Annotated in this window: 27 protein-coding genes and 1 pseudogene; 7 read left to right on the top strand and 21 right to left on the bottom strand. The window is 35.4% G+C overall.

Going from position 1 to position 25,150, the window contains the following annotated elements; genetic code table 11:
* Nucleotides 1-7: 7 nt before the first annotated feature.
* Nucleotides 8-1,672, bottom strand: a complete 1,665-nt coding sequence (locus MHH81_RS08180) for a sensor domain-containing protein (protein ID WP_340919933.1) — start codon at nucleotides 1,670-1,672, stop codon at nucleotides 8-10.
* Between the two features lie 359 nt (nucleotides 1,673-2,031).
* Here MHH81_RS08180 and MHH81_RS08175 point away from each other — a divergent pair, with 359 nt between their 5' ends.
* Nucleotides 2,032-2,577, top strand: a complete 546-nt coding sequence (locus tag MHH81_RS08175; RefSeq protein ID WP_340919931.1) for a GNAT family N-acetyltransferase — start codon at nucleotides 2,032-2,034, stop codon at nucleotides 2,575-2,577.
* Nucleotides 2,578-2,716: 139 nt separating this feature from the next.
* On the opposite strand, the gene MHH81_RS08170 is transcribed toward MHH81_RS08175, so the two are convergent.
* Nucleotides 2,717-3,793, bottom strand: a complete 1,077-nt coding sequence (locus MHH81_RS08170) for an undecaprenyldiphospho-muramoylpentapeptide beta-N-acetylglucosaminyltransferase (RefSeq protein WP_340919929.1) — start codon at nucleotides 3,791-3,793, stop codon at nucleotides 2,717-2,719.
* 45 nt (nucleotides 3,794-3,838) lie between these two features.
* Between MHH81_RS08170 and MHH81_RS08165 the strand changes: the two genes are divergently transcribed.
* The gene (locus MHH81_RS08165; protein ID WP_340919927.1) at nucleotides 3,839-5,200 is read left to right on the top strand and encodes an MATE family efflux transporter; all 1,362 of its coding nucleotides are present in this window, start codon (nucleotides 3,839-3,841) and stop codon (nucleotides 5,198-5,200) included.
* A gap of 48 nt (nucleotides 5,201-5,248) precedes the next feature.
* Here MHH81_RS08165 and MHH81_RS08160 read toward each other — a convergent pair whose 3' ends face one another.
* Nucleotides 5,249-6,139 carry a CAP domain-containing protein gene (locus MHH81_RS08160; protein ID WP_445678129.1) on the bottom strand — a complete coding sequence of 297 codons (891 nt, stop codon included), beginning with the start codon at nucleotides 6,137-6,139 and terminating at the stop codon, nucleotides 5,249-5,251.
* Nucleotides 6,140-6,595: 456 nt separating this feature from the next.
* On the opposite strand from MHH81_RS08160, the gene MHH81_RS08155 reads away from it, so the two are divergent.
* On the top strand, nucleotides 6,596-6,904 hold the full coding sequence (locus MHH81_RS08155; RefSeq protein ID WP_340919923.1) for a hypothetical protein: 309 nt from the start codon (nucleotides 6,596-6,598) through the stop codon (nucleotides 6,902-6,904).
* Nucleotides 6,905-7,045: 141 nt separating this feature from the next.
* Here MHH81_RS08155 and MHH81_RS08150 read toward each other — a convergent pair whose 3' ends face one another.
* From MHH81_RS08150 to MHH81_RS08125, 6 genes are all read right to left on the bottom strand, one after another.
* Nucleotides 7,046-7,876, bottom strand: a complete 831-nt coding sequence (locus tag MHH81_RS08150) for a CAP domain-containing protein (RefSeq protein WP_445678079.1) — start codon at nucleotides 7,874-7,876, stop codon at nucleotides 7,046-7,048.
* A gap of 159 nt (nucleotides 7,877-8,035) precedes the next feature.
* On the bottom strand, nucleotides 8,036-8,296 hold the full coding sequence (locus MHH81_RS08145) for a hypothetical protein (protein ID WP_340919920.1): 261 nt from the start codon (nucleotides 8,294-8,296) through the stop codon (nucleotides 8,036-8,038).
* The gene (locus MHH81_RS08140) at nucleotides 8,289-9,194 is read right to left on the bottom strand and encodes a CobW family GTP-binding protein (protein ID WP_340919918.1); all 906 of its coding nucleotides are present in this window, start codon (nucleotides 9,192-9,194) and stop codon (nucleotides 8,289-8,291) included. The genes MHH81_RS08145 and MHH81_RS08140 overlap by 8 nt, the downstream gene beginning before the upstream one ends.
* 133 nt (nucleotides 9,195-9,327) lie before the next feature.
* Nucleotides 9,328-10,812, bottom strand: a complete 1,485-nt coding sequence (locus MHH81_RS08135) for a lmo1851 family serine protease (RefSeq protein WP_340919916.1) — start codon at nucleotides 10,810-10,812, stop codon at nucleotides 9,328-9,330.
* A gap of 94 nt (nucleotides 10,813-10,906) precedes the next feature.
* Nucleotides 10,907-11,611: a purine-nucleoside phosphorylase gene (gene deoD, locus MHH81_RS08130; RefSeq protein WP_340919914.1), complete on the bottom strand. Its 705-nt coding sequence runs from the start codon at nucleotides 11,609-11,611 to the stop codon at nucleotides 10,907-10,909.
* Between the two features lie 71 nt (nucleotides 11,612-11,682).
* Nucleotides 11,683-11,904 (bottom strand): YozE family protein, encoded by a 222-nt coding sequence (locus MHH81_RS08125; protein WP_340919911.1) that lies wholly within the window; start codon nucleotides 11,902-11,904, stop codon nucleotides 11,683-11,685.
* Between the two features lie 223 nt (nucleotides 11,905-12,127).
* Between MHH81_RS08125 and MHH81_RS08120 the strand changes: the two genes are divergently transcribed.
* On the top strand, nucleotides 12,128-13,852 hold the full coding sequence (locus tag MHH81_RS08120) for a methyl-accepting chemotaxis protein (protein WP_340919909.1): 1,725 nt from the start codon (nucleotides 12,128-12,130) through the stop codon (nucleotides 13,850-13,852).
* 51 nt (nucleotides 13,853-13,903) lie between these two features.
* Here the strand turns inward: MHH81_RS08120 and msrB are convergent, their stop codons facing one another.
* The 10 genes from msrB to MHH81_RS08070 form a co-directional block, all read right to left on the bottom strand.
* The gene (gene msrB / locus MHH81_RS08115; protein WP_340919905.1) at nucleotides 13,904-14,314 is read right to left on the bottom strand and encodes a peptide-methionine (R)-S-oxide reductase MsrB; all 411 of its coding nucleotides are present in this window, start codon (nucleotides 14,312-14,314) and stop codon (nucleotides 13,904-13,906) included.
* Nucleotides 14,304-14,834, bottom strand: a complete 531-nt coding sequence (gene msrA / locus MHH81_RS08110; RefSeq protein ID WP_340919902.1) for a peptide-methionine (S)-S-oxide reductase MsrA — start codon at nucleotides 14,832-14,834, stop codon at nucleotides 14,304-14,306. Before msrA ends, msrB begins: the two co-directional genes overlap by 11 nt.
* 9 nt (nucleotides 14,835-14,843) lie before the next feature.
* Nucleotides 14,844-15,416 carry a YpmS family protein gene (locus MHH81_RS08105; protein ID WP_340919900.1) on the bottom strand — a complete coding sequence of 191 codons (573 nt, stop codon included), beginning with the start codon at nucleotides 15,414-15,416 and terminating at the stop codon, nucleotides 14,844-14,846.
* Between the two features lie 12 nt (nucleotides 15,417-15,428).
* Nucleotides 15,429-16,235: a GDSL-type esterase/lipase family protein gene (locus MHH81_RS08100; protein ID WP_340919898.1), complete on the bottom strand. Its 807-nt coding sequence runs from the start codon at nucleotides 16,233-16,235 to the stop codon at nucleotides 15,429-15,431.
* A 57-nt stretch (nucleotides 16,236-16,292) separates the two neighbouring features.
* Nucleotides 16,293-17,132, bottom strand: coding sequence for a DegV family protein (locus MHH81_RS08095; protein WP_340919896.1), 840 nt, complete (start codon nucleotides 17,130-17,132; stop codon nucleotides 16,293-16,295).
* Between the two features lie 819 nt (nucleotides 17,133-17,951).
* A complete protein-coding gene (locus MHH81_RS08090; protein WP_340919893.1) occupies nucleotides 17,952-18,443 on the bottom strand; it encodes a dihydrofolate reductase in 492 nt (163 codons plus the stop codon).
* Between the two features lie 23 nt (nucleotides 18,444-18,466).
* Nucleotides 18,467-19,417 carry a thymidylate synthase gene (locus MHH81_RS08085; RefSeq protein ID WP_340919891.1) on the bottom strand — a complete coding sequence of 317 codons (951 nt, stop codon included), beginning with the start codon at nucleotides 19,415-19,417 and terminating at the stop codon, nucleotides 18,467-18,469.
* A gap of 35 nt (nucleotides 19,418-19,452) precedes the next feature.
* Nucleotides 19,453-20,028 carry a YpjP family protein gene (locus MHH81_RS08080; protein WP_340919889.1) on the bottom strand — a complete coding sequence of 192 codons (576 nt, stop codon included), beginning with the start codon at nucleotides 20,026-20,028 and terminating at the stop codon, nucleotides 19,453-19,455.
* 277 nt (nucleotides 20,029-20,305) lie between these two features.
* Nucleotides 20,306-21,085 (bottom strand): class I SAM-dependent methyltransferase, encoded by a 780-nt coding sequence (locus MHH81_RS08075; RefSeq protein ID WP_340919888.1) that lies wholly within the window; start codon nucleotides 21,083-21,085, stop codon nucleotides 20,306-20,308.
* Complete coding sequence (locus tag MHH81_RS08070) at nucleotides 21,082-21,519, bottom strand: BrxA/BrxB family bacilliredoxin (protein WP_340919886.1); 438 nt, start codon at nucleotides 21,517-21,519, stop codon at nucleotides 21,082-21,084. Before MHH81_RS08070 ends, MHH81_RS08075 begins: the two co-directional genes overlap by 4 nt.
* Before the next feature lie 350 nt (nucleotides 21,520-21,869).
* Between MHH81_RS08070 and MHH81_RS08065 the strand changes: the two genes are divergently transcribed.
* The 3 genes from MHH81_RS08065 to MHH81_RS08055 all read left to right on the top strand — a co-directional run bounded on the left by MHH81_RS08065 (nucleotide 21,870) and on the right by MHH81_RS08055 (nucleotide 23,621).
* Nucleotides 21,870-22,112 (top strand): hydrolase, encoded by a 243-nt coding sequence (locus MHH81_RS08065; RefSeq protein WP_340919884.1) that lies wholly within the window; start codon nucleotides 21,870-21,872, stop codon nucleotides 22,110-22,112.
* 421 nt (nucleotides 22,113-22,533) lie between these two features.
* Nucleotides 22,534-22,800, top strand: a complete 267-nt coding sequence (locus tag MHH81_RS08060) for a hypothetical protein (RefSeq protein ID WP_340919882.1) — start codon at nucleotides 22,534-22,536, stop codon at nucleotides 22,798-22,800.
* A gap of 182 nt (nucleotides 22,801-22,982) precedes the next feature.
* Nucleotides 22,983-23,621 carry a cupin domain-containing protein gene (locus MHH81_RS08055; protein ID WP_340919880.1) on the top strand — a complete coding sequence of 213 codons (639 nt, stop codon included), beginning with the start codon at nucleotides 22,983-22,985 and terminating at the stop codon, nucleotides 23,619-23,621.
* Nucleotides 23,622-23,902: 281 nt separating this feature from the next.
* Here MHH81_RS08055 and MHH81_RS08050 read toward each other — a convergent pair whose 3' ends face one another.
* Both MHH81_RS08050 and MHH81_RS08045 read right to left on the bottom strand, forming a co-directional pair.
* The gene (locus MHH81_RS08050; RefSeq protein WP_340919877.1) at nucleotides 23,903-24,286 is read right to left on the bottom strand and encodes a hypothetical protein; all 384 of its coding nucleotides are present in this window, start codon (nucleotides 24,284-24,286) and stop codon (nucleotides 23,903-23,905) included.
* 229 nt (nucleotides 24,287-24,515) lie between these two features.
* Nucleotides 24,516-24,935, bottom strand: a pseudogene (locus tag MHH81_RS08045) (transposase); the annotation flags it as partial.
* Nucleotides 24,936-25,150 lie beyond the last annotated feature (215 nt).

The following is a 25,150-nucleotide window of genomic DNA, read 5'->3' as shown; positions in this document are numbered from 1 at the left end:
CCGTTCATTAAATATGAACGGCACTAGTGTATATATACTTGTTCTTTCCTTGTTTTTTTGCAGCATATAATGCTTGATCGGCATTATCTAGGAGCTCATCTAAAGAAACACCGTCATTTGGAAACATGGATATACCGATAGACGAAGTAGGTGTGAAAACAATCTCTTCTATTACCCACCCCTTACTTAACGTGTGTTGAATGGACTGCACAATCCTTTCAATAGTTGGGCTAATACTATCTATATAATCTTTCACTTGATCAATTACTATGACAAACTCATCTCCACCAATTCGGTACACTTTATACTGAGAATTGACACTTTCTTGGAGTTTTTCTGCAAAATGCATTAAAAACTGGTCCCCAACTTCATGGCCAAATTGATCGTTAATTTCTTTGAAATTATCTCCATCGATGTATAGTAAACCAATACTTGGGTATTCGGAACTGACTGAACTAAGAACAGCAGGAAAATCATCTTGGAACAACCGACGATTTGGTAAGCCAGTTAGACTGTCATGAAAAGCCATATATTTTAATTGATCTTCTAAGGCCCTTTTATCTGTAATTTCTCGTGACACAAAAACAAACCATTTTTCTTTTTGATCATCAACTATATTTTCTACTGTTGTAATAGATGTGTCTGTCCATATAGTAGAACCATCTTTCGTTTTCAATGAAAGTTCTGTACGAAATTTGTTTTGTTCACCAGATGAGAAGAATTCTTCGGCATCCAATATCTTAATAGAAGAATCAACGATTAAATTTAAATAATACGTTCCAAATAACTCTTCTTTGTCATACTTTAAGATCGTTTCATGACCAGGAGAAGAATAGAGCAAATACCCTTCTGCATCGGTAATCGCGATGAGATCATTGGAATAATCCGTTATGAGCTTAAAAGAACGTTCGATATTTCTTAATTCGGACATTATTCGTTTCTTCTCTGTATTATCAAATTGAATAGTTAAGTATTTTTCAATTACACCTTGTTCATTTGTAATAGGAATTATATGAGCATCGACCCAAAAGAAGGAACCATACTTTGTCCGATTACGAATTTGACCTCGCCAAGTCTCACCTTTTTGAATAGTCTCCCACATTTTCTCAAAGAAATCTTCTTCGTGAAAATGAGAGTTAATCATTCGAAATGATTTTCCAATTAACTCGCTCTTATTAAATTGAGAAGTTTCTTCGAATAATTTATTTACCATTTCAATTATTCCAACTTCGTTCGTCATTGCAACTAAAGCAGCATCGTTTACTCCTTTACGATAGCTTTCTAAAATATACGTTGCTTCTTGCATCTCTTTTGTACGAGTAACTTCTCTAGTTGTAGCCAAAATATATACTTCTTCACCATAAAAAATAGGAATAACGGTCGTTTCGTTCACGATAGTTTCATTGTGTAGAAAATGGTTATCTTGGTAAAAAATTGAGTGTTTTATTTTACATGCTCGATTATAATGAAAGAGAATCGTTTTGTAATGAAATTCATCTAAGCAATGTTCCATTCTTTTCCCAGTTGGACATTTCAAGAAGATTTCTTCCGCTTTTTTATTAACATACTCATATATAAAAGAGTCTCCATCTTTTTTCATAAAAAAAACATAATCTTCCGTCAAATCATATAATAAATGGAATTGGTTTTTGGTAATAATGTTTTGAGACATTTCTTAAACAATCTCCTATCAAGTTCTAAACTATATCTTTTTATCATATGTATTTACAGGAAAACATACAAGTATTTAGGCTAAATATTATACTAATATTTTTTTTACAAACATTTAATAATATTGACAAGATTTTATACTATGCAAAACGAAAAAAACGAAGTATATTATTAATGCAAATAATTTTATAAGGCAAAGTTCACTTTGCCGAGGGAAGGCAAATGGTGCGCCACCAGTTTTGAGCTGGTCCTAGTAGGTTCGATTCCTACCCCGAAATTTTTTATGCAATTCGAAATGAAAAATTTCAGGGAAACTAGGATGACTATGCTCATTTTTAGTTCTTTTAGGAGGCGCTTTTTGTGATAAAAAAACGAGATTTGCATGAATGTACTTCTCTCTATGAACTTATGTCCGATTCAACCATACTACCATATGTACGTCAAAAAGCTTATTCAGCAGACGAGTATTGGTTTTTAACAAAACAACTAATGGAAGATGAAGAAAATGGAAAGGTCATTTCCCGAACAATTGTGAGTGATTTCGGTCAACCAATTGGTACGATCAATTTATTTGATGTGGAAGATGGCGCCGGTTTTTTAGGCACATGGATAGGTACTCCATTCCAAGGACTTGGCTATAATAAAAAAGCAAAAGAACAATTTTTAGAGGAACTGTTTTTTGAGCTAAACATCCACACCGTATTTTTACGCATTAGGAAAATCAACACGAAAAGTATTCGTGCCACGGAAAAACTTCGTTACGCATTAAAAGCGAACGATTCCCACCATTATATCTACTCAGAAATCAATAAAAAACAAGAAGTATTTGATTTATACTATATTCCAAAAGATTTGTTCCACTTAGTTATGATGCAACAAGATATAGAAGAAGAACAAGCGATGTAAACATAAACTCCCGACAAATAGTTTATTTGACGGGAGTTTCTTATTTTTTGGTGCTGTTTTCTTTACTGTTGTCCTTGTCGGTTCGCCCGAGGAAAGCAACCGGATTCTACCAAATAACAAAAATGTAGTTTAACATCGCTTATTTTTTATACGTTAGTAACAGTTCAGTAAATTGTTCTGGTGTTTTGGAAGAGGAAGCAGAACATTGTTTATCTATTATTTCTTCTTTATTATCAACTAGTTTCATCATATATTCCATAAAAGTAATTGGAGTTAGATTCTCTTCTTCCAGCATGAGAGCATATCCTTTTTCCTCAAAGAATTTTGCATTTAATATTTGGTCTCCTCTACTCGCTTGAATAGATAAAGGAATGAGCAGCATCGGTTTTTTTAGTTCTAAAAACTCAAATATAGAGTTAGAACCAGCACGGGTTATTACATAATTAGCCATTTTTAATAAATGCGGCAATTCGTCTGTTACATATTCGAACGCAACATAATTAGGTTTCCCAACTAAAGCTGCATCTAAATTCCCTTTACCACAAAGATGAATAATCTGATATCGTTTCGTTAAAACATCTATATTTTCCTTTATTACTTCATTAATTTTGGCGGAACCTTGGCTACCACCCATAACTATGATTGTTTCTTTTGTTGCTTGTAGTCCTGTTATCTGCTCAGCAAGTTGTTCATCACCATGGAATAAATCAGTACGAATAATTGCGCCGATTGATGTAGCTTTTTCTTTTGGTAGATATTTTAACGTTTCTTCAAAGACAGTAAAAATTTGTTCTGCAAAATTTATCGAGATTTTGTTCGCAAGTCCTGGTGTTATATCAGATTCATGTATCACGACTGGAATATTCATGAGTTTAGCGGCAAGGACGACTGGAACTGAAACAAATCCACCTTTTGAAAATACAATCGAAGGCTTTACTTTTCTTAATACGCTTAGTGCTTGTAATGTTCCATATAACACCTTGAACGGATCAGAGAAATTTTTAATAGAAAAATATCTTCTTAATTTACCATTGGAAATCGCATGGTACGATATGAATGGAAAGTTTTTTTGAATGATGGATTTCTCAATACCATCGTGTGATCCGATATAATGGACGGTATAATCTTTTTTTAGTAATTCGGGAATAATTGCTTCATTTAATGAAACATGACCAGCGGTTCCTCCACCTGTCAATACAATTGTGTTATTATTCATTTATAATCTCCTAACTATTTTAAAACTTTAAAGGATGAATGCCAAATGCACGAAACGAATACACTCCCAGAAAAAAGCAAGTATATGATTAAAATTGTAGCACCCATTTTAATCACACAGGTTGCGCTCTATTTAATGACCTTTTTTGATATCTTAATGACGAGCAAATATAGTATTGATCATTTAGCAGGTGTTTCTATTGGTTCATCTATTTGGGTGCCTGTTTATACTGGCCTAACCGGTATTTTAATAGGCATTACGCCAATTGTAGCACAATTAATCGGTGCAAAAAAGAAGGAAGATGTACGTACTTTTGTTCAACAAGGATTTTATATTGCACTATTATTAGCTTTTCTCGTATTTATTGGTATTGTTTTTCTAATTGATCCTGTTTTAAATCTTATACCTCTTGAAGATAGTGTACGCATTGTAGCGAAGAAATATTTATACATGATGTGTATTGGTCTAATTCCTTTATTTCTATATAGTACACTCAGATCATTTATTGACGCTTTAGCACGAACAAGGGTTTCGATGTTTATTACGTTATTATCTGTCCCTATTAATATTTCCCTAAATTATGTATTTATTTATGGTAAATTTGGTTTTCCTGCTCTTGGAGGAGTCGGTGCAGGTCTTGGTTCTGCTCTCACCTATTGGTTCATCTTAGTCATCGCCGTTATAATTGTTGCTCGGAAAAGGCCATTCGTGGAACTATCTATATTTAAAGGCTGGAGCAAGCCTTCCCTTTCAAAATTCGGCGTATTAACAAAGATTGGTTTACCGATTGGATTGTCTCTTTTTGCGGAAACTACCATTTTCTCTGCAGTTACAATTCTCATGAGTACCTATTCCACGGAAGTTATTTCAGCCCATCAAATTGCAATGAATTTCACTTCCTTGCTTTATATGGTGCCGTTAAGTATATCCATGGGTGCAACTATTTTAGTTGGACATGCAATAGGAGCAAAACGCTATAGAGACGCAAAGACTTATAGTTGGTTAAGTGTCGGATCAGCGGTATTTTTTAGCTTTATTTCTTCGTCCATTCTCTTATTGCTTAGGGAACCTATTGCCTCTTTATATACGGACGATCCATATGTTATCACTTTAACCGTTGAGTTTTTCTTCTTTGCAGCATTGTTCCAGTTATCAGATGCTATTCAAGCACCGGTACAAGGAGCATTACGAGGATATAAAGATGTAACAATTACGTTCATCATGGCAATTATTTCGTATTGGATAATTGGTTTACCAACAGGTTATTTAATTGCTACGTATACATCTTTTGAGCGGTTTGGATACTGGATTGGCTTAATAGTAGGACTCACTTTAGGAGCGTTGACGCTTGGTACTCGTCTTTTCTATTTACAACGTAAAATTGCTAAATCATTTGGAGATGAATAAAGGAAGAAAAGTCATATCAAGTATAAAACTTGATATGACTTTTCTCTATTATTTCCCGATAAATTGTTGTGTCCAGTAGTATCCACTATCAGATAAACCTACTCCGATATGTGTGTATGATGGATTCATAATGTTTGCTTTATGTCCTGGTGATGTCATCCAAGCATTCATTACTTCAGTTGCACTACGTTGTCCCATAGCGATATTTTCTGCCGCTGAACTATACGTAACTCCAAATGCTTTCATTTGGTCAAATGGTGATCCGTATGTTGGACTCGTATGAGAGAAATAGTTTTTATTCTTCATATCTTGAGATTTTGCTTGTGCAGATTGTGTAAGCTTTGTATCCAATTGTAATGGTTTTAATCCAGCCTTTGCACGCTCTTGGTTTGTTAAGTCGACTACTTGTTGAATTACAGAAGATACTTGTACCGCTTCGTTGTTTTCTTTTACTGGTTCCTTCACTACTGGCGGTGTTACTGGTGTAGCTGGAGTAGCTGGTTTTTCTGCTACTGGCGCTTTTTCTTTTTCTACTGGATTTTCAACTACAGGTGCTTTTTCTTTTTCTACCGGTTTTTCAATTACTGGTGCTTTTTCTTTTTCTACCAGTTTTTCAATTACTGGTGCTTTTTCTGTTTTTACTGGTTTCTTATACTCTTGGACTTTCTCAGTGTCGATAGATTTCTGAGCTCCTTGTAGTTCTTTCATAATAATCGGTTTTAGAGTCGTTAAACTCTCATTGATGAGATTTTGAATATCTAAGTTATTTAAATTGTAATTATTTATAACTTTATACGGAGACTGCCATTGATAATTAACGGATGTATTTGCCTCGGAAGTAGTTTGTGAATTTCCAGTTGTCATCGATGCTTCAGCTGTGTTTGTAGAAAGTAATAAGCCACCTGCAAGTAATCCAACCATGATTGAATGTTTTTTCATCATTTTCATTTCCTCCTTCTGTTGTGCACCCCTATTGAAACATAAAATTAGAAGAAAAATTTCCATAAAATATTCCATTACGACCATTTCAAATGAATATATTGATATAAACGTATATTTAACAAACGATAATTGGAGATCATAACCATTCTGCTTATATATTAGATATCAAACTCTGTTGACAGTTTTGTATTTTCATCGATATACCGTTAAAAAAGGTTCTGATAAACGATTATGTTGTTACCTGCCGAAAATCCGCTCGCTTTCCGTGGGAGAACTGCTAGCAAGACTACCGTGCGATTTGAGAGGGGGCTGTCCCTAAAGTCATATAGTGACTGAGAGATGGTCCCTTTTCCAATGTATTGATTTCCGTTCCAGACGGCCGCTTTCCACGGGCATTGCTTCAGTCTCCTCAGGCCAACACGATGTTAGTCACAAGGAGTTGAGGCTCACAGGATGTGGGTCATGCAATCGTTGCCGCAAAAGTTCTTTTGCGACGAGCTTTGCGCGGGGGCAGGACGCGGCGAACTTAGATTGCCTTTTCCCGCTGAAGTCGTCGTCTTCCACTACAATCAATTGCCTACAAAAAATGGTAGTTTAATAAAAAGTATACAAAAAACAGGTGTAGAAAAAGACTCGTTTTTCTACACCTGCTTCAATTTATGGGCTTATTGGACAGCCCTCACTCCTTTTTCGGTAATCTTGTGGCTTTTATCCTTCTGTCGCCTTCCTGCAACTTTAGGCAACAGATTAGTGCTGTTTTGATGTAGCTAAAATCCATTCCAAAGCAATCCAGAAACGTCTGTGAACAGCTTTTGCACTTAAAGAGCGCTATGCGCTTCTCTTAAACCTTAATAAAAAAAATAGCCTATCTAGTTAAAAAATCTAGATAGACTATCTACTATATTATTTTCCAATAAATTGTTGTGTCCAGTAATATCCACTATCCGATAAACCTACTCCGATATGTGTATATGATGGATTCATAATGTTTGCTTTATGTCCTGGTGATGTCATCCAAGCATTCATTACTTCAGTTGCACTACGTTGTCCCATAGCGATATTTTCTGCCGCTGAACTATACGTAACTCCAAATGCTTTCATTTGGTCAAATGGTGATCCGTATGTTGGACTCGTATGAGAGAAATAGTTTTTATTCTTCATATCTTGAGATTTTGCTTGTGCAGATTGTGTAAGCTTTGTATCCAATTGTAATGGTTTTAATCCAGCTTTTGCACGCTCTTGGTTTGTTAAGTCGACTACTTGTTGGATAACAGAAGAAACTTTTACCGCTTCATTGTTTTCTTTTACTGGTTCCTTCACTACTGGCGGTGTTACAGGAGTAGCTGGAGTAGCTGGAGTTGCTGGTTTTTCTGCTACTGGTGCTTTTTCTTTTTCTACCGGTTTTTTAACTACTGGTGCTTTTTCTATTTTTACTGGTTTTTGATACTCTTGGACTTTCTCAGTGTCGATAGGTTTCTGAGCTCCTTGTAGTTCTTTCATAATAATCGGTTTTAGAGTCGTTAAACTCTCATTGATGAGATTTTGTATATCTAAGTTATTTAAATTGTAATTATTTATAACTTTATACGGAGACTGCCATTGATAAATAACGGATGTATTTGCCTCGGAAGTAGTTTGTGAATTTCCAGTTGTCATCGATGCTTCAGCTGTATTTGTAGAAAGTAATAAGCCACCTGCAAGTAATCCAACCATGATTGAATGTTTTTTAATCATTTTCATTTCCTCCTTCTGTTGTGCACCCCTATTGTAAACACAAAATTAGAAGAAAAAATTCCATAAAATATTCCTTAACGACCATTTCGATCGATTTTATTGATAGTAACGCATCTTCCACAACCGATTATTGGATAACTTAACCACTATACATAAATATTAGATCTCATACTCTGTTGACAGTTTTGTATATTCATCAAAATAGGCGTCTAAAATCATTTGTTTTTGATTTATCGATAAGTTACTATTTTTAATACGTTCTAGAGCAAGGGCATACTTTTTTTCAATCGATTGCCTTGCTCTTGGGTGAGTAAACTCATCTAATAGCTCTGATTTAATTACAGTACGAATAGCTTCTATTGTTTGAATTGCATCCATTGACTTTCTGTCTTTATACAATTGTCTAAATGCTTCAATCATTTGACGTACCTCTGATTATTTCCACTTTATCTACTTGATCCCCGATAATCACAATTTGAGAAGGCATCTTCATATATTCTGGTAGCCATTGTACCATCCCATATGCGTATTGAAATAGATATGGATTCTTATGGCCCTTCAGCGGAACATACCCTTTCATTCGATACACAGTGTCAGGAAGGCCTTTTACCCATTCCTCAAACTCTTCTTGATCGACTGCTTCTTTAAACGTATGTAGTCGAGAAGATAGTGAGAGCTGTTTTCCTATAGCTGCTTCTTGTACTTCTTTTTCATGAAAGGTTGCTTCCAGCTGTGTTATTAGCTTGAGAGGTATTTTACTATTGGAAGTTTGTATGATAGACGCATTATTATTAAGTGCTTGAATTTGCATGGTAGCAGTTGCAATTTCTGATTCAGTTAATAAGTCTACTTTGTTTGCTATTATTAAGTGAGCATGTTTTATTTGCTCTGTGAACAGCATTCTAGTTTGAGGCGTCATTTTGTCGCGGTCCAACCATCTTTTACAATCTGCTACTGTAATAATCCCTTTCATATTCAATTTACTTGCAAACAAAGGAGAGAATACAGCATCCATCGCTTCCACTGGATGAGCTGCTCCGGTTGTTTCTATTAATAAAACATCAAATGGTTCACCTTCTAAAAGCATCTGCAGCTGCGCTTCCATTTTTTCTGAACCTGTGCAGCAAATACAGCCTTCTAGCATCTCTTTTAATGGTACATCACTATCTACAGCTCTACTATCGAATGGTAGCTTTCCTAATTCATTCATAATAACTGCTGGCTTTATACCATCTTCTTTAAATTGTTCAATCATGTGTGATAATAAAGAAGTTTTTCCACTTCCTAAGAAACCACTTAATAAATATACATCTTTCATCGACTTTAACTCCTTTTATTCATATGGAAAAAGCTGACCATATCGGCCAGCTCTTCGTTTTTTTTATTTATTTGGCTCTGTTAAACGATCATGTTGTTTTAGACGAAAATACATACAGCGTATTTTATCAGAACTATTTATTTAATAACTCTTTTACGACTTCTTGTGCTTTTACTAATTGTGGATCTTCTTTTAGAATTTTTTCACGAAGTTTATCCATCAGAATGAATGAGGTGTCCCCAGACAACTCACCAGTAACTTCTAACTCGTTATCAGTTTGGAGTTTTTTAACTGCCGCTGTCATTTGCGCATCAAAATTTACATCTACTTCTCCTACTTCGTAACCAATCGCTTCAAGCATCTCTTTCGCGTTTTGTACAGCTTCAGAAGATTGATTCTCTTTTAAAGTAACGGTTGGATCTAACGGTGCTAAAGTTGCATAGGAAGGATATTCCACAACATGATCAGGAACAATACCTTTCTCATGAATCCAGTTTCCATCAGGTGTCAACCACTTAGCAGTTGTAATTTTAATATTCGAGCCATCTGGCAGATCATTCACTGTTTGTACTGTACCTTTACCAAATGAATTTAATCCAACTAATGGGACATTAGCTGATTCGCTTAAAGCACCTGCTAATATTTCAGAAGCAGAAGCGCTTCCTTCATCAATAATTAACGTCACAGGTACATTCACTCGAGGACCTGGCGAAGCAGGATAAACCTCTTTTTCTCCCTTATCCTCCACTTGCAGAATCGTTTTACCATCTTCCACAAATAAGTTAGAAATATCAATAGCTGAATTTAGAAGCCCACCTGGATTTTGTCTAACGTCCAGTACTAATGCTTTCATACCTTTGCTTTCCATTTCATCTAGGGCTGCTAATAGTTCGTCATACGTATTCTGTGAAAAACTTGAAATAATTATGTGAGCAACTTTATCCTCTAGCATTTCAGCATAAACGGTTTCAATTGGAATATCGTCACGAATAATAGTTACTTCCATTAAAGCGTTACCACGTTTAACAGATAAGGTAACCTCTGTCCCTTTATTTCCTCGAATTAATAAGACTGCTTCTGACGCGCTAAAGCCCTGAATATCTTTCCCATCAACAGCCATTATCTTATCGTTCGGTAATAACCCCGCCTTTTCAGCTGGAGAGTTTTTAATAGGAGATACTACTGTAATTACACCATCTCGTTCTTGGATTTCAGCTCCAATTCCTTGGAAACTAGAAGAAATACTTTCATTGAACTGAGAAGCTTCATCTTGGTTCATATAATCAGAATAAGGATCTTCTAATGCATCAATCATTCCATTAATTGCACCATTTATAATAGCTTCTTCATCTATAGCTTCATAGTATTCTGCTTCTAGTTTATCATAGGCCATATATAGCTTAGAGAACTCAGATCTTTCTGCGTTTGTATTAGTGTTTGTAACATCTACTATCTTTTCGTCTCCCCAAGTTAAAGATATCATCGTAATCGCTGCCGTAGCTACTACTAGGGCAAAAATCATTAATAGAAAAATAAACGGCTTTATCTTAATATAACGTGAGGCTGGTCTTGAATCAGTAGTTTCTAACTCTTCATTATTATGCTTTTGTTCGTCCAAAATCTTCACCCTTTTCACACTTAGCTTCTTCTAAAAATAGACTGTCATCTATATGACAGTCTATTTAGACATTGGTTATTTCATGCAAACTTTTTTATTCTTGGATAGCTGCTTCAAGTGCAACAACGATCATGTCATTAAAAGTTGTTTGACGCTCTTCAGCAGAAGTTGCTTCACCAGTAATAATGTGATCGCTAACTGTTAATATAGATAGTGCCTTGCGTCCAAATTTAGCTGCTAATGTATACAATGCAGCGGTCTCCATTTCAACTGCAAGAATTCCGTAGCTAGCCCATTTTTCATTTTGTGCATCTTCATTGTAGAATAAATCTGCAGTAAATACGTTCCCTACTTTTAGGTTTAGACCCGCTTCTTTACCTGCATTGTAAGCTTTATACAATAAATCGAAGTCTGCCGTTGGAGCAAAACTAAGGTCATCCAATAATACTTTATTTAAGCTGGAATCAGTTGAAGCACTTTGAGCAAGAATTACGTCACGTACTTTAACGTCTTTTTGAATAGCCCCACAAGTACCAACACGGATTAATTTTTGCACATCATAGTCGTTCATTAACTCATGAACATAGATAGAGATCGAAGGAACACCCATTCCAGTACCTTGGACAGATATTCTCTTCCCTTTATATGTACCAGTGTAACCAAACATATTACGAACCTCGTTGTATTGTACAACATCTTCTAAGAAATTTTCTGCAATATATTTCGCACGAAGTGGATCTCCTGGTAGTAATATTGTGTCCGCAATCTCACCTTTTTTAGCACTAATGTGAATACTCATATATTTACCCTCATTTCTAAAACTTATCCTATTAATAATACAATTTTTTTGACAAAATAGCAATGATGATGCTAATTCCCATGTTCCATGTACAGTTCCCAAATTTCATCAAAAACAATTGCTGGCATATCTGGATGGGCTAATTCTTCAATATATTGGGAAAGAACATTGAAAGATGCTTCTGCTTTTGGAAAATCATGTAGATGAAACATATTGTCCGCGAATTGTGCTTTTTTATCCTTCTTTTGTCCTCCACGGAACTTTAATGCAAATAAATAAAACGATTGATTCATCGTTTTTTTCCTCCTTTAGTCATGAAGACTTAGAAAATTCAAAAATGTGTAGATAATTTAATCTAAAACAAGTAAGATTAAAAATATTAAGAAAAAATCATAAATATAGAAAGGGTTGTTAAATTTGTTGAAAAGCGGAATAAACAAGAAAAAGAAAATGCATTTCCCTAAAAAAGCCCCTTCTTTTTCCTTCCTTAAAAAGAATAAGAAGAAAGACAATAAAATGTCCACAACATCTAAAACGAATATTTTGAACTCCATTCGTGGACGAGTTCTATTAATTTTTTCAGTTCTTATTGTTATTTTAATTTCAATGCTAGTATTAACTTCAGGAAAGATGTTTTCTTCCCAGCAAGCATTGGAAAAGTTCATAAATGTCGATATTAAAGAACAAATGATGGTCAATCAAGTATCAACAGAAATCGCACAACTTTCAAACCTTGAACAGAGTTATATCATAACAGGTAAATCAAATTATATGACAAGTTACAGAAATTATAAAGATAGAATCATAACTCACTTTAAAGAATTACAAAATACTTATAAAGATCGTCCTGAAGAATTAAAAAAAATTCAATCCATCAATCAGTTTTTTACCACTTATCTTCAATACTCTGAACGTGTTATTAAAATGCGTGACGATCAGGGAATTGAATCTGCTCAAAAATTAGTAAACGCAGGAAACGGTAAAACCGCAATGAACTATGTGGATGTCCATATTGAAGCAATGAATGAAATGTTAGAGAAAAAGAATGCAGAGCAAATTGCATTGTTAAAGAAAGAAAATAGTACTTCATTATACTTATTTATTGCCCTAACTGTATTCTCCGTAGCATTAACATTAACTTTTGGAATATACTTATTTAATTCCATTAAACGAAGTACTTACGCAATCAATCGCTCGATATTAGACATTGCACAAGCAGGCGGAGATTTAACTAGACGAGTGAAAGTTCGATCGAAAGATGAATTCGCTGAGATTGCAGTCAGTACAAACGTTTTAATCGCCTCAATTGCTGACTTAGTAAAACGAGTAAGTGTACTAACTGAAAACGTAACTGCAAGTGGACAGGAGCTTATGGCTTCTTCAGATGAAACAGCAGTAACAATCCAGTCCATAGCAGACTCTACAAATGAAATTGCTGCTGGTAGTGAACAAACTATGCGAAGTATGACAGTTGCTATTCAAAAAATGAACTCACTGGAAGAAGCAACCAGATATTTAAATAATGACGCACAGGCAGTTAAAGAGGCAACAGACCACATGATAGAAGCTGCTCGAAAAGGTGGAGAATCTGTTCAGCACTCATCAAACGTAATGATGAGCATTGAGGAAACAATGGCAAACACGACCCAAACGGTAGAAGCATTAGGAACTAAATCGTATGAAATTACTTCCATTATTAAAACTATTACTACAATTGCCGAACAAACTAACCTTTTAGCATTAAACGCAGCAATAGAAGCTGCTCGTGCTGGAGAGCATGGGAGAGGCTTTGCAGTAGTCGCAGACGAGGTAAGAAAGCTTGCGGAACAATCACAAAATGCTGCGAAAGAAGTTACAGGCATCGTCACTTCTATTCAAACAGAAGTTACTTCCATCGTGAAGCAAAATCATGAAGGCGTACAAAATGTGATTAAAGGTGTTGAAGTCGCGAACGAAACAAACGCTTCGCTCGATCAAATTGTGAAACAAACCAATGAAACAATTGCGATTATTGATAAAATGGTGAAACAAATTGGAGATACTCTCGGCTTTAGTCAAGAAGTTGCTGCATCTTTCATTGAAGTAACACAAATTGCAGAAAACACTGCTTCGAACACGGAAACTTCCGCAGCAGCAGCCCAACAAGGTTCCGCTGCAATGCAAGAAATTAATGCATCAGCTGTTGAACTTTCTAATCAAGCTGATGAACTTAGAAAAGTAGTGAATGAGTTTAAATTGTAAAAAAGAAGCACGGTAGAGGGAAAATCCTCTTCCGTGCTTTTATTATGTAACTTAAAATAGTTTTACGTAATCTTCATAGCCTTCTTCTACAAGCTTATCCTTTGGTACAAAACGCATCGATGCAGAATTGATACAATATCGAAGGCCAGTTTCTTCTTTAGGACCGTCTGGAAAAACATGTCCTAAATGAGAGTTCGCTGTTTTACTTCTAACTTCTACCCGTCTCATTCCGTGGGTATCATCGAAATGCTCTGTCACTTCATATTCTTCAATAGGTCTAGTAAAGCTCGGCCAACCACAGCCTGCATCATACTTATCCTTTGAATGAAATAAGGCTTTACCAGATACAACATCCACATAAATTCCCTCTTCAAAATGCTTATCATACTCATTTTGAAATGGTGGCTCTGTTCCATTTTGTTGTGTGACATAATATTGCATGTCCGTTAGTTTATCTTTCATTTTGAAACCCCCTACTTTTCTCTACAAATGCAGCTCTTCCTGATCCAACGAAGTATCTGTTATAATGTGCAGGATTTTTCTTATAATAATCTTGATGATATTCTTCCGCAGCATAGAATTCAGATGCTGGTAATATTTGCGTTGCTATTTTCACATTGAATTTCCCTGATGCATCTAACGTATCTTTTGAATTCTCCGCTTTCACTCGTTGTTCTTCTGAATGATAAAAAATGGCAGTTTGATAAGATGAACCACGGTCAAAAAATTGCCCTTGCTCATCTGTTGGATCGATATTTACCCAGAAAATGTCTAACAAACGATCGTATGAAAACTTCTCTGGATCAAATGTAATTTGAACTGCCTCAAAATGCCCTGTTGCATTGGAACAAACCTGTTCATAAGTTGGTTTAGCAACATGTCCACCTGTATAACCCGATTCTACTTTTTCAATTCCTTCATAAGAATCAAAGGGTTTTACCATGCACCAAAAACATCCTCCTGCAAAAGTTGCCTTTTCCATTTTATCCCCTCACTTTGATGGTATGATTATCTCTAATATTATTCTATCTTCCACTAAATTCAACTCTTTAGCTCGAACACGAAATCCAGAAGTCATTGGTATACTCGCTAATTGGATCAGGACTTGTTCTTCTTCTGGCATTACAATCATCCAGGGAGGTAAGTCAATCGAATCCTTTAATAACTTTAACACTGTTTCAGGAGGAAGTTGTAATTGACCTACTTCAAGGGAAGATTGCTCCAACCGAATATTCCCGTCTTCTTCAACATAAGGCTCAAAATACATTTTGACTGGTAAAGTTAACGAGAAGATGGTTAACTCCGATGTTAACACTATTTGGTCATCTACTAATAATTGCAGTGGAAGTGGTTTATCATCCATAGCTTTTTCAATAAATGTATTTGCAATTCCTTGAAAATCTTCTTTTGTAGCATTTACCGTCAACACATTACCTGTTGGATTAGCCTTCATAGGTTCGACTTTCACCGATTCAGATGGAGCTGTTATCCAGTAAACGAGCGCACTTGCGCTTCCGATAAGTATTAATATTAATAAAAAGAATGCAATCTTCCACTTATTCATCTCACCAACTCCTCAAAACAACAATTCCCTATTTTGCGCATCAATCAAACCACAATCTTGTAATGAATCCATCACAGCTTCATTAATCAATTGATAGCCTTTACTATTTGGATGGAAAAAATCCGTATGATAAACTAAATTATCATTGGAAATAAACAATTTATCTATTGGAACAAAACAAGCATTTCCATCACTGTATGCAACTGATTCAATGGTATTATTCCAATCAGATACTATTTGATCGAACTCACTCTTCTCATCTGTCACAATGGTAATAGGATTATAAATACCAAGAAGGACAATAGGGGCAATACTATTAATCTCTCGAATTTCCTCTAATATATGATCATAATTACGTTCAAACTTCTCCAATTCTTTTTCAAAAGCTTCAACTCGTAAATCAAACAAATCTTTCTTGACAACTTTCATCATATCATTACCGCCAATGGTTAATACGATGATGCTGGCCTTTCGAATTTGATGATCTATCTCCCCATCTTTAAGCATTTTCAACAATTGATCGCTTCGCCGACCTCTTTTTGCAGTATTGGTTAATACAACATCTTCTATTCCTTTATATTGTAAAATTTCTTTTTGTAATCGCCCGATATAACCATCTCTTTTTAATTCGTCCCCTACCCCTTGCGTTAACGAATCTCCTAGTCCAACTAGTTCAATTGTTCTCGGAAAAAAAGAAAAGGGAATTACGTACTCCTCGAAAAGGACCGCTTCTCTTTCTGAAAAACTAACTTCTTTCATTTCATTGGATACACAACCGGAAAGTAACAAAATACATAAAAGACTTATTAAATATTTCATCGTTAACTCCTTATCTATAAAACAAAGCAGGGAATTATTATCTTCCCTGCCTCTACACTAGTCTGTCATATACATAAATCCTATTGCACCAGGACCTGTATGAGTACTAATTACAGGTGATGTAAAGGAAACTTGAGTATGTTTAAAACCCGATTCTTCTATTAATTTCATTAAAGGAGTAGCCATCGAGAGTCCATTTGCATGAGCAATCCCCACTGCTTTAACAATTTTTCCTTTTGTATCTTCTAAGAATTGATTATACAAGTAGTTTACGACTTGTTTATGGCTACGTACTTTTGCAACTGGTGAATACTCTCCACCTTCAAGGCTAGCGATTGGCTTAATGGAAAGTAATGAACCAATCATGGCTTTCCCTTTACCAATGCGTCCACCTTTCACTAAATTTTCTAGTGTATCTACTACTACAAATAAATTAGTATTCGAACGAATATCTGCAATTTTTTCCATAATCGCTTCTTTCGTTTCACCTTTTGCAGCCATTTTTGCTGCTTCCTCTACTTGGAAAGAAAGAGCAAAAGATATAAATCTAGAATCAAACACCGTAACATCTGAATCTGTCAGTCCAGCAGCTGTCTGTGCAGATTTTACTGTTCCACTCATGCCACCAGTCATATGAATAGAAATGACCTGATCTCCATTTTCACCTAGTCTATCGTACAACTCTTTGAATACACCAACAGCCGGTTGAGATGATTTTGGTAATTCTTTTGATACAGCCATTTTTTCTAAAAACTCTTCAGGTTGAATATTAATTCCATCTATATATGACTCTCCATCAATTTGAATTGTCAAAGGTACAACGTGTATATTAAACTGTTCCATCAGCTCTTTTGTTATGTATGCTGTAGAATCTGTTACTATGTGAACTTTAGGCACGATATATCTCTTCCTTCCTCGATAGTTCTATTATAAGAAGAAGTACATTACTCTGTAAACTATTTGCCTACAGTTTTCATTTCCTCTATCTTACGAGTAACACTTGTTCTCAATTCTTCTAGAACTATTTCTGCGTCATTCATTTGTATGCTTCCTATACTATATGAAGGCAAAATACTTATTTGAACATGCCCAGAGCGAATTTTGTTATTTTTTTTCCAAAATGTCAGATGTGCCAAAGATCGCGATTGGAACAATTGGTACGTTGGCTTCCCTTGGCAATTCGAACAAATTCTGATTTAAATATTCCCATTTGGAAATAAATCCAAAGGGCTTAGGTATGTAGGTTATGAGTGTAGGAATATCAAAATTTCCTTCATGATTACTTATGAAAAGTACTGGGCCCTTCGAAAGATGCTCTACCCCTTACAAGTAAAAGTGCTCTTTGTTCTTTTTAAAATGCCCGCAGCCCATTTTTGCGGGACTATATGTACAAGCTCGTCATATTGCACTGTTGTGAGCTTATGGTTACTAAAGGAAACTAAAGAAATATATATTTTACATGAAATAAAGAATAGTTGATTTCCGCTATAGGCGGACGCTTTCTGCGGAGTGAGCGATAAGCCATCACCACAGCTCACGCGTCGTTTGTGATGTCTTATCTGTCTCACTAATCTCGTTGGAGTTGCCGCCTGCCGCTCCCTCAAAAAAGTGATAAATTTTCGTATTTTAATGAAAAAGTACTATTAATGAAATTAACTCAAACTAACTGGCAAATAGCCAAATAAGAAGCTAAATGTCCGTTAAGAAGAGAACAACCTATTCACTAACCTTTCTATCAAAAACCAAATACACATATACATGACCTTCTGGTGTTTTCATTTCTTCTGTTGTTTCTACGAGCATCCAGTCATCATTACTGTATGTTGGAAAATATGTATCACCATTAAATACATGTTGAATTAATGTGATATACAGTCGATCAGCATTCGGCAACACCGCTCGAAATATTTGTTCTCCACCAATGATCATTACTTCCTCATGGTGAGCTTCGGCAAGTGCAATTGCATCGACGAGATTAGTAACTACTTCTGCTCCTTCCACTTTATAAGAAGGGTTTCTAGTAACAATAATATTTTTTCGTCCTGGCAATACTCGACCAATAGATTCATACGTTTTTCTTCCCATGACAATCGCTTTATTCATTGTTTTTTCTTTAAAATAAGCAAGGTCACCTGGTATATGCCAAGGCATTTTATTGTCAAGACCAATAACGGAATTTGTATCATGTGCAACGATTAATGAAATCATGTGACGCCTCCTATGTTTCTATACTATACCGCAATTGGAGCTTTAATTCTTGGATGAGGGTCATACCCTTCCAATGAAATATCCGATATCTCAAAGTCAAATATAGACGCTTTCTCTGATGATAATAAAATGGTAGGTAATGGACGTGGAGATCGAGTTAATTGCGTTTCCACTTGCTCCATATGATTTGAATAGATATGTGCATCACCAAGTGTATGGACAAACTCTCCAACTTCTAGCTGACATTCTTTAGCGATTAAATGCGTCAGAAGAGCATAGGAAGCAATATTAAAAGGCACTCCTAAAAAGACATCCGCACTTCGTTGGTATAGTTGACAAGATAACTTCCCATTTGCCACGTAGAATTGCATAAAGCTATGGCATGGTGGTAAAGCCATTTCGTCTACTTCTGCAGGGTTCCATGCCGTAATAATATGTCTTCTAGAATTAGGGTTTTTCTTGATTTGATCAATGAGATTTTGCAACTGATCAATCGTCCCTCCGTCTTTGTCTGGCCATGATCTCCATTGTCTACCGTAAACAGGACCTAGATCACCAAATTCTTTGGCAAATGAATCATCAGACAATATAGTTGAGCAGAAAATATCCATTTGGTCATCCACTATCGCCTTAAACACAGGATCATTTGCTGCACGCACACCAAAGTTGGTCATATCAGGTCCCGTAAATTTGTCACTTTTCACCCATTTTTCAAACGCCCATTCGTTCCAAATATGATTGTTTGCTTCAATTAAGGTTTTTACGTTTGTATCCCCTTTTAAGAACCATAATAATTCACTAACAACTAAACGAAATGCTGTCTTTTTTGTCGTAAGTAAAGGAAATCCTTTTTCTAAATCAAAACGCATTTGATAACCAAAGACACTCTTCGTTCCTGTTCCAGTACGATCCCCTTTCACCACACCATTTTCCATAATATGTTTACATAACGTTAAGTATTGTTCCACTGTCATTCTCCTTCTATTCGTTCATACAAAAAAGCCCTCAACTAGGAGAGCCATTTTGGCGGTGTATTTTTGGACCAGAAAATCTCGCCTAAAGCATAATGTTTTGCGTATTTATCTTCTGCTAAGTGATAATGAAAATTAAAATAAAACCCGTCTTGCGGTTTTTTATCCGTTCTTACGTGAAATCGGATTAAATCTTTTTTTGTCGTCTCGTTGTAAATATGAAATATCTTTTCATGATACTCACCTGATGGTTGCTCTGAAATAGATAAATTAGAAGCTTGATCGCCCTCAACTTTAGCAACTGTTGCATCAATTGCTTCTTGAATTCTTGGGAAGATAACATCATCAAATTCATTTTGAATAACTGGACCAATTCTATTTCCAAATTTTATGTACGCTTGTTCTCGAGCTGCCATGGAAATACTTTCAACTGGGTCTAGGGTATCGATAAGACTTACTTGTTGAAATTCGGTCGTATTTGCATCCGACGAAATCGATTTCATTGGAGTTTTGTTATCTAATAATTGTTCCCAAATAAAATGGTTTGGAGATATAAGCCCAAAGGTTAATAAAGCAACCGCTATAATGATTGTTTTTTGGAACCACTTCTTCATCTTTTATCACCTTCAATTTCGACCAATTTAGTTAAGCTTACTATAAACTTAAACGTATTTCATGAACAAAAGGTTTCATCTTCTATGTATTCATTGTACAATAAAAAGTGTAAACATTCAGTAGCTTTTTTAACTTAAGGAGGAAAATCACATGAGCGTAGATTTAATCATTGGTATCGGATTTTTATTTTTATTAGGATATTTAACATCTCTAAACTTCACAAACTAAATTCAACTGTATTTCCTAGCTAAAAGCTGTCTTTATTGACAGCTTTTTTTATATCTTAATAATACCATAATGAAATTTTGAAGTTAATCTTGTTTGTTGTTGAAACCCGTATTTCTCAAAAAGAGGCGAGCGGAAATGAGCCTTTAACACTACCCTTTTCCTTGCAACGCGTTTTGCTTCTTCCACCCATTCATCAGATAACGATTCATGCACACCCGCTTCTCTAAGTGATTGAAAATTAGAAGACTCAACAATCACTTCTTCAAACATCGGGTCGATATAGACGACGTCATAAGAGCCGGAGTCCACGCTTTTTAAGTAGTCTACTGCATCTTGTTTGATTAAATAAATTCTACGCATGCTCTGCTGTAATTCTGCAATTTCTGTTTCATACTTTTGTAACCCTTGCCCAACAACGTACGCAATCATCTGATCTTTTTCGCAGGCATCGACAACGCCCTTATCCCCCACCGCATATGCAGCGATTAAACTATCTGAGCATAAACCTGCAGTCGTATCTAAAAAACGGTCTCCTTTTGCTAAACCCACAGCTTCTAGAAATAAATCTTGTTCTCCATTTAATAAACGTTTCATCCGAAATGCCGCAGAATTGGGATGAAAGAAAAAAGGAGCAGAAGAACCGTATTTGTACAGTTCTAACCTCTCCTTACTAACGACTAATACGTGTGCATTTTGCTCTTGTTGCATTTTTTGAACAGATTTCTTCTGTCTAGTCACGTATGCTATACATAACTCACTTGCAGCTTTTTTTGCTTTTTCAATGTACTCTTCGTCTGTTCTCCCTGCAGTTGTAACAATTGTTTTCATGCAGAAACGATTTGCGAAAGAACACCTGCAAGATGATCTTTAATTGTCTCCATCGAATTGCTTTCGATTTGTTCTCTAGGAATGAAATAAGCCAATTGCCCATCTTTCCAGATAGCAATAGAAGGTGAACTTGGAGGAACATCCTCAAAATACTCTCTCATTGTTGCAGTAGCTTCTTGATCTTGCCCAGCAAATACCGTCACTAAATTCTCCGGCTTCACTTCTAATTCATCCACAGCAGAAATAACAGCTGGTCTCGCTAGTCCTGCCGCACAACCACAAACAGAATTGATTAAAACTAAAGAAACACCCTCTGCATTTGCCATATGGTCTTGTACATCCTCAGGAGTTAACAACTCTTTAAATCCAGCATCTGTTAACTCACTTCTCATCGGTTTCACTATTTCTTTCATATATTCATCGTACGCGTTCATCTATTCTCCTACTTTCGTTCATAATCATTTACCCTTTATATTGCGGGTTATCTATTTTATATTCTACTCATCTTTTTATATAATTTCACGTAATTAGAACTCTTAATGTTAATTTTTCAAAACCTTAAGTTAAATACATGAAAAGCATTTCATAGCTCTGTAAATTTAGGTTATTGTTTTGATTGGTTTAAGAGAGCTATCACATATAGTAATCTTCTTTTAAAAATATATTTTATGAATTGTCTATCGTTTTTCGATAGAATGGACAAATTGTACAGTCACTATTCATTTCGAAATCATAGTTTATTAATGTAAGACGAGATTTTAAAAACTAGTAAGGAGGTCTTGAAATGAGTAACAAGAAGAAATGTTCTGAATGTAAAGGTTGCGTTTGTGATCAATTAAGAAGATTACAGATTCAGACTGAAGTCGATGTTTTCTTACTCGGTGGTCAGGTTTTAGAAGATGTTGTTTTTATTAGCATAGATCGGAAGAATTGCTGTGCAGTCTTTACTGATCCAACAACAGAACCTGGTTCAACACTTATCGTAGATTGCCAAGATATTCAAGCTATTCGAATAGAAGCAGACTGATTTATAAGAGGTTTCTTTCGATAAGAAAGAGGCCTTTTCTAGTTAATCAAAATAATCACTAATTGAATCTTCATGATTTAGTCTTTTTTCTTTTTCTTTTTGTGCATAATCAATATTTTGAGCTAACTCTCCACTTTTCAGATCCTCAGTAGATAATTGATAGCTATATAAATAGTATCAAATATTATTTCATCGAACAAAAAACAAAGAATGATGTCCAAGAAAAGTCGTCATTCTTAAAAAACTTGTAATGGAAGAATTTCCATATTAGATAAATGAAAGTACACTTACACAAAATATCTTTCATCTCTTTTGTTATGGAGCTATCCCTACTTATTAAGTAGTGTAAAATACTTTCACCAAAATGTATAGGAAGCATAATATAAATGAAAGATGAAATTAAGTACTGGAGGCTATTAGTTTGAATAATGATAAAAACAATGGCCCTGATGATCAAAACAACCAAAATGTAAGTCAAGCCGTTAAGCTTGCCGTCATTGGTGCTGCAATAGCAACGGTTGGCGATGCCATTAGCACTATTGCAGCCATACTTGCATTAGAAGACGAGCGGCAAGAACAAAGTGAGAAAGCGGATATGCAGAAACAGATCGATTATTTAACCACTGAATTAGAAAAACTTAAAAACCAAGGAAATAACCCAAAAAAACAAGGTTTGTGGTTTAAATAAATCCTTCGCATTGATCAGTTAGCTTAGGCATCTCTCGAGGTGCTTTTTTGTGTTTCAAACCATAAACGAAATGTGAGATGAACAATCAATAATTGGCTCATCACACTAAAGCAAACTTATACATATTCTGTATAACATGTGCTAATCATGCACATCACAATTTGTTAAGGAAGGATGTACTCTTGAGCTCTTCTATGGATTATACTTCTCCTAATACGCAGTTCGCTTTTGATGTAAATAAAAGTCCACTTGTTCAAAAAGATAATCGAAATTTTATTAATATCCTAAGTATTAATCAGTTAAATACATTAGACAATGTGTCTTTACTTGATATTTTCCTTAGCACTGGTAATGTTATTGAACCTCATTACCATCAAAATGCTGCAGAACTAGTGTATTGTATTTCTGGAGCTGCTACTGTTTCATTACTGAACCCTTTTACAAAGCAAATACTAAATTTCCCCATAACACCAGGTCAGGTAGCAAACGTTCCTCAAGGATGGTGGCATTATGAAATTGCTACTATAGACAATACACATCTACTCGCTATTTTTAATGCATCAACACCTGAGGTAATTCTAGGTTCAGATATTTTAAAGCTAACACCCTCTAATGTCATGGCGTATACTTATTGTATGGATGAAAACCAATGGAAAAAAGCGATTGCTCCCGTTAAGAGTTCCACCTTTATCGGCCCTCCTAAGGACTGCAATAAAGCAAATGAAACCATTTCTTATCAATTCCCGCATTATACGAATCATTACAATAGCCAAATATACCCACCTCAAGCATACTTTCATCCAAACTTTCCTAATCCATAGGCGCTGGTATATTTTACTGTAGTTTTACGGTAGAACCCGCGAAGACTCCTGCGGAAAGCAAGCAGATTTTACAAATTACAACCATTTAGTTTAACTGCGCTAATCCATAAAATCATCATGTTTAATAGCAAATCTCTCTAATATAAAAGGACACGAAACAAGCGTAAATAAGTGCTTGTTTCGTGTCTTTATTTTAATGAAAGATCGTTTATTATGAAATCCATGAAGAAAACCGTTCATAACAACCAAGTCCATTACACATAGTCAATTAATAGTTATCGTTAGTTCCTTTTTGATGTAGCACTTCGAATATAACCATAAGACATATTCAATTCATCCGCGATTTGTTTATAGGTTTTGTTTTCCATGTACTTCATCCGAGCAATTTGATAATTCAAGCCTTCCAGCTTGTTTATTTTATCTTCGGTCTCTTCCTTAATTTCAAGATAAAACGAAAGCATCTTTTGAAATCGATGTTTTTTATCATGTAAATCATGAATGATACCTTTAGAAGCATCTACACCTAAATCATCTGTACCTGTTCGTGAAAAAGGAAGCTTACCATTACCAAACCAATAATCTAAATCGTTATCTACCTGTAATAGTTGAGTTTCGATCATATCAATTTTTCTACATAGATCCACATAATTTGTTATTATTTTCATTCGATTTCCCCCAATCCAGATTTTTTATTTATATTCTGGTTGGACTTTATATGTGCTTGTTCCAATCCGCGTCTTGGCCCCTTAAAGACAACATTTTATCCAGACACTAAAAAGCACCTTCCAATTAATGAGGCCACTGAAAAACTTACGCTATTAAAACAGTAAATTCTTTTTAACAAAAATCCGACACTTCTTGTTCAAGCTTGAACAGGAAGTGTCGGTTCTTTGTCTATTTATCCTCTTTTTCGTTCAGCAATTTCAAAATCCGTTTTAGATTGACGGCGAATCTCGTTGTGGCACCTTGTATTTCCATGCAAAATAAACCCGCAGAGGGTGCTGTATTGTATCCGTGAGGATTTTTCAATTATTTTTTGCTTCGATTTATTCGAAACTGAATACGTGTTACTTTTTGTACCTTTTTTATAACAGCCGTCTCACAGTGGACAAACTTAATTGTCTTTTCCAAAGTAGGCTGTTTCGCCAATAACCGTTTCCACTTCCATGCCTGTTGCTTTACTTTTTTTAATTAATTCTTGTAGATATCGCCCGTCTCTTTACTTGCCTGTTGTCACCACTGCTGCTAATAATACGTTCACCGCTCAATCGCAATATGTGTTTTATAGCCAAAGAAAGAAGAATCCGCTGTCTTAAGTAATTGCATTTGTAATTTCCAATGACTTCTATTAATAGATTGAACATTCTTCCACTATTTCATTTGATACCAGCTTTGTTTAAAGAGTATTTATTTTATGGAGTTTAGAGTGGAAGGCGGCGACTCCAGCGGGAAAAGCGCGTCCAGGTGAGACCCCGCAGGAGCTTGCGACGAGGAGGCTCACGGATCGCCCGCGGAAAGCGTCCGCCTGC

Origin of the sequence: Psychrobacillus sp. FSL H8-0484 (genome assembly GCF_038005325.1) — a bacterium.
Lineage (GTDB): Bacteria > Bacillota > Bacilli > Bacillales_A > Planococcaceae > Psychrobacillus.
Note: the sequence above shows the minus strand (reverse complement) of the source record. Positions and strands in the feature narration are given on the sequence as shown.

Coding starts and splice junctions, on each gene's coding strand:
- MHH81_RS08180 (WP_340919933.1), bottom strand. CDS start 1,672: ATGTCTCAAAACATTATTACCAAAAACCAATTCCATTTATTATATGAT.
- MHH81_RS08170 (WP_340919929.1), bottom strand. CDS start 3,793: ATGAATAATAACACAATTGTATTGACAGGTGGAGGAACCGCTGGTCAT.
- MHH81_RS08165 (WP_340919927.1), top strand. CDS start 3,839: ATGCACGAAACGAATACACTCCCAGAAAAAAGCAAGTATATGATTAAA.
- MHH81_RS08160 (WP_445678129.1), bottom strand. CDS start 6,139: ATGAAAAAACATTCAATCATGGTTGGATTACTTGCAGGTGGCTTATTA.
- MHH81_RS08155 (WP_340919923.1), top strand. CDS start 6,596: ATGTGGGTCATGCAATCGTTGCCGCAAAAGTTCTTTTGCGACGAGCTT.
- MHH81_RS08150 (WP_445678079.1), bottom strand. CDS start 7,876: ATGATTAAAAAACATTCAATCATGGTTGGATTACTTGCAGGTGGCTTA.
- MHH81_RS08145 (WP_340919920.1), bottom strand. CDS start 8,296: ATGATTGAAGCATTTAGACAATTGTATAAAGACAGAAAGTCAATGGAT.
- MHH81_RS08140 (WP_340919918.1), bottom strand. CDS start 9,194: ATGAAAGATGTATATTTATTAAGTGGTTTCTTAGGAAGTGGAAAAACT.
- deoD (WP_340919914.1), bottom strand. CDS start 11,611: ATGAGTATTCACATTAGTGCTAAAAAAGGTGAGATTGCGGACACAATA.
- MHH81_RS08125 (WP_340919911.1), bottom strand. CDS start 11,904: ATGAATCAATCGTTTTATTTATTTGCATTAAAGTTCCGTGGAGGACAA.
- MHH81_RS08120 (WP_340919909.1), top strand. CDS start 12,128: ATGTCCACAACATCTAAAACGAATATTTTGAACTCCATTCGTGGACGA.
- msrB (WP_340919905.1), bottom strand. CDS start 14,314: ATGAAAGATAAACTAACGGACATGCAATATTATGTCACACAACAAAAT.
- msrA (WP_340919902.1), bottom strand. CDS start 14,834: ATGGAAAAGGCAACTTTTGCAGGAGGATGTTTTTGGTGCATGGTAAAA.
- MHH81_RS08105 (WP_340919900.1), bottom strand. CDS start 15,416: ATGAATAAGTGGAAGATTGCATTCTTTTTATTAATATTAATACTTATC.
- MHH81_RS08100 (WP_340919898.1), bottom strand. CDS start 16,235: ATGAAATATTTAATAAGTCTTTTATGTATTTTGTTACTTTCCGGTTGT.
- MHH81_RS08090 (WP_340919893.1), bottom strand. CDS start 18,443: ATGATTTCATTAATCGTTGCACATGATACAAATTCCGTTATTGGTCTT.
- MHH81_RS08085 (WP_340919891.1), bottom strand. CDS start 19,417: ATGACAGTGGAACAATACTTAACGTTATGTAAACATATTATGGAAAAT.
- MHH81_RS08080 (WP_340919889.1), bottom strand. CDS start 20,028: ATGAAGAAGTGGTTCCAAAAAACAATCATTATAGCGGTTGCTTTATTA.
- MHH81_RS08075 (WP_340919888.1), bottom strand. CDS start 21,085: ATGAAAACAATTGTTACAACTGCAGGGAGAACAGACGAAGAGTACATT.
- MHH81_RS08070 (WP_340919886.1), bottom strand. CDS start 21,519: ATGAACGCGTACGATGAATATATGAAAGAAATAGTGAAACCGATGAGA.
- MHH81_RS08065 (WP_340919884.1), top strand. CDS start 21,870: ATGAGTAACAAGAAGAAATGTTCTGAATGTAAAGGTTGCGTTTGTGAT.
- MHH81_RS08050 (WP_340919877.1), bottom strand. CDS start 24,286: ATGAAAATAATAACAAATTATGTGGATCTATGTAGAAAAATTGATATG.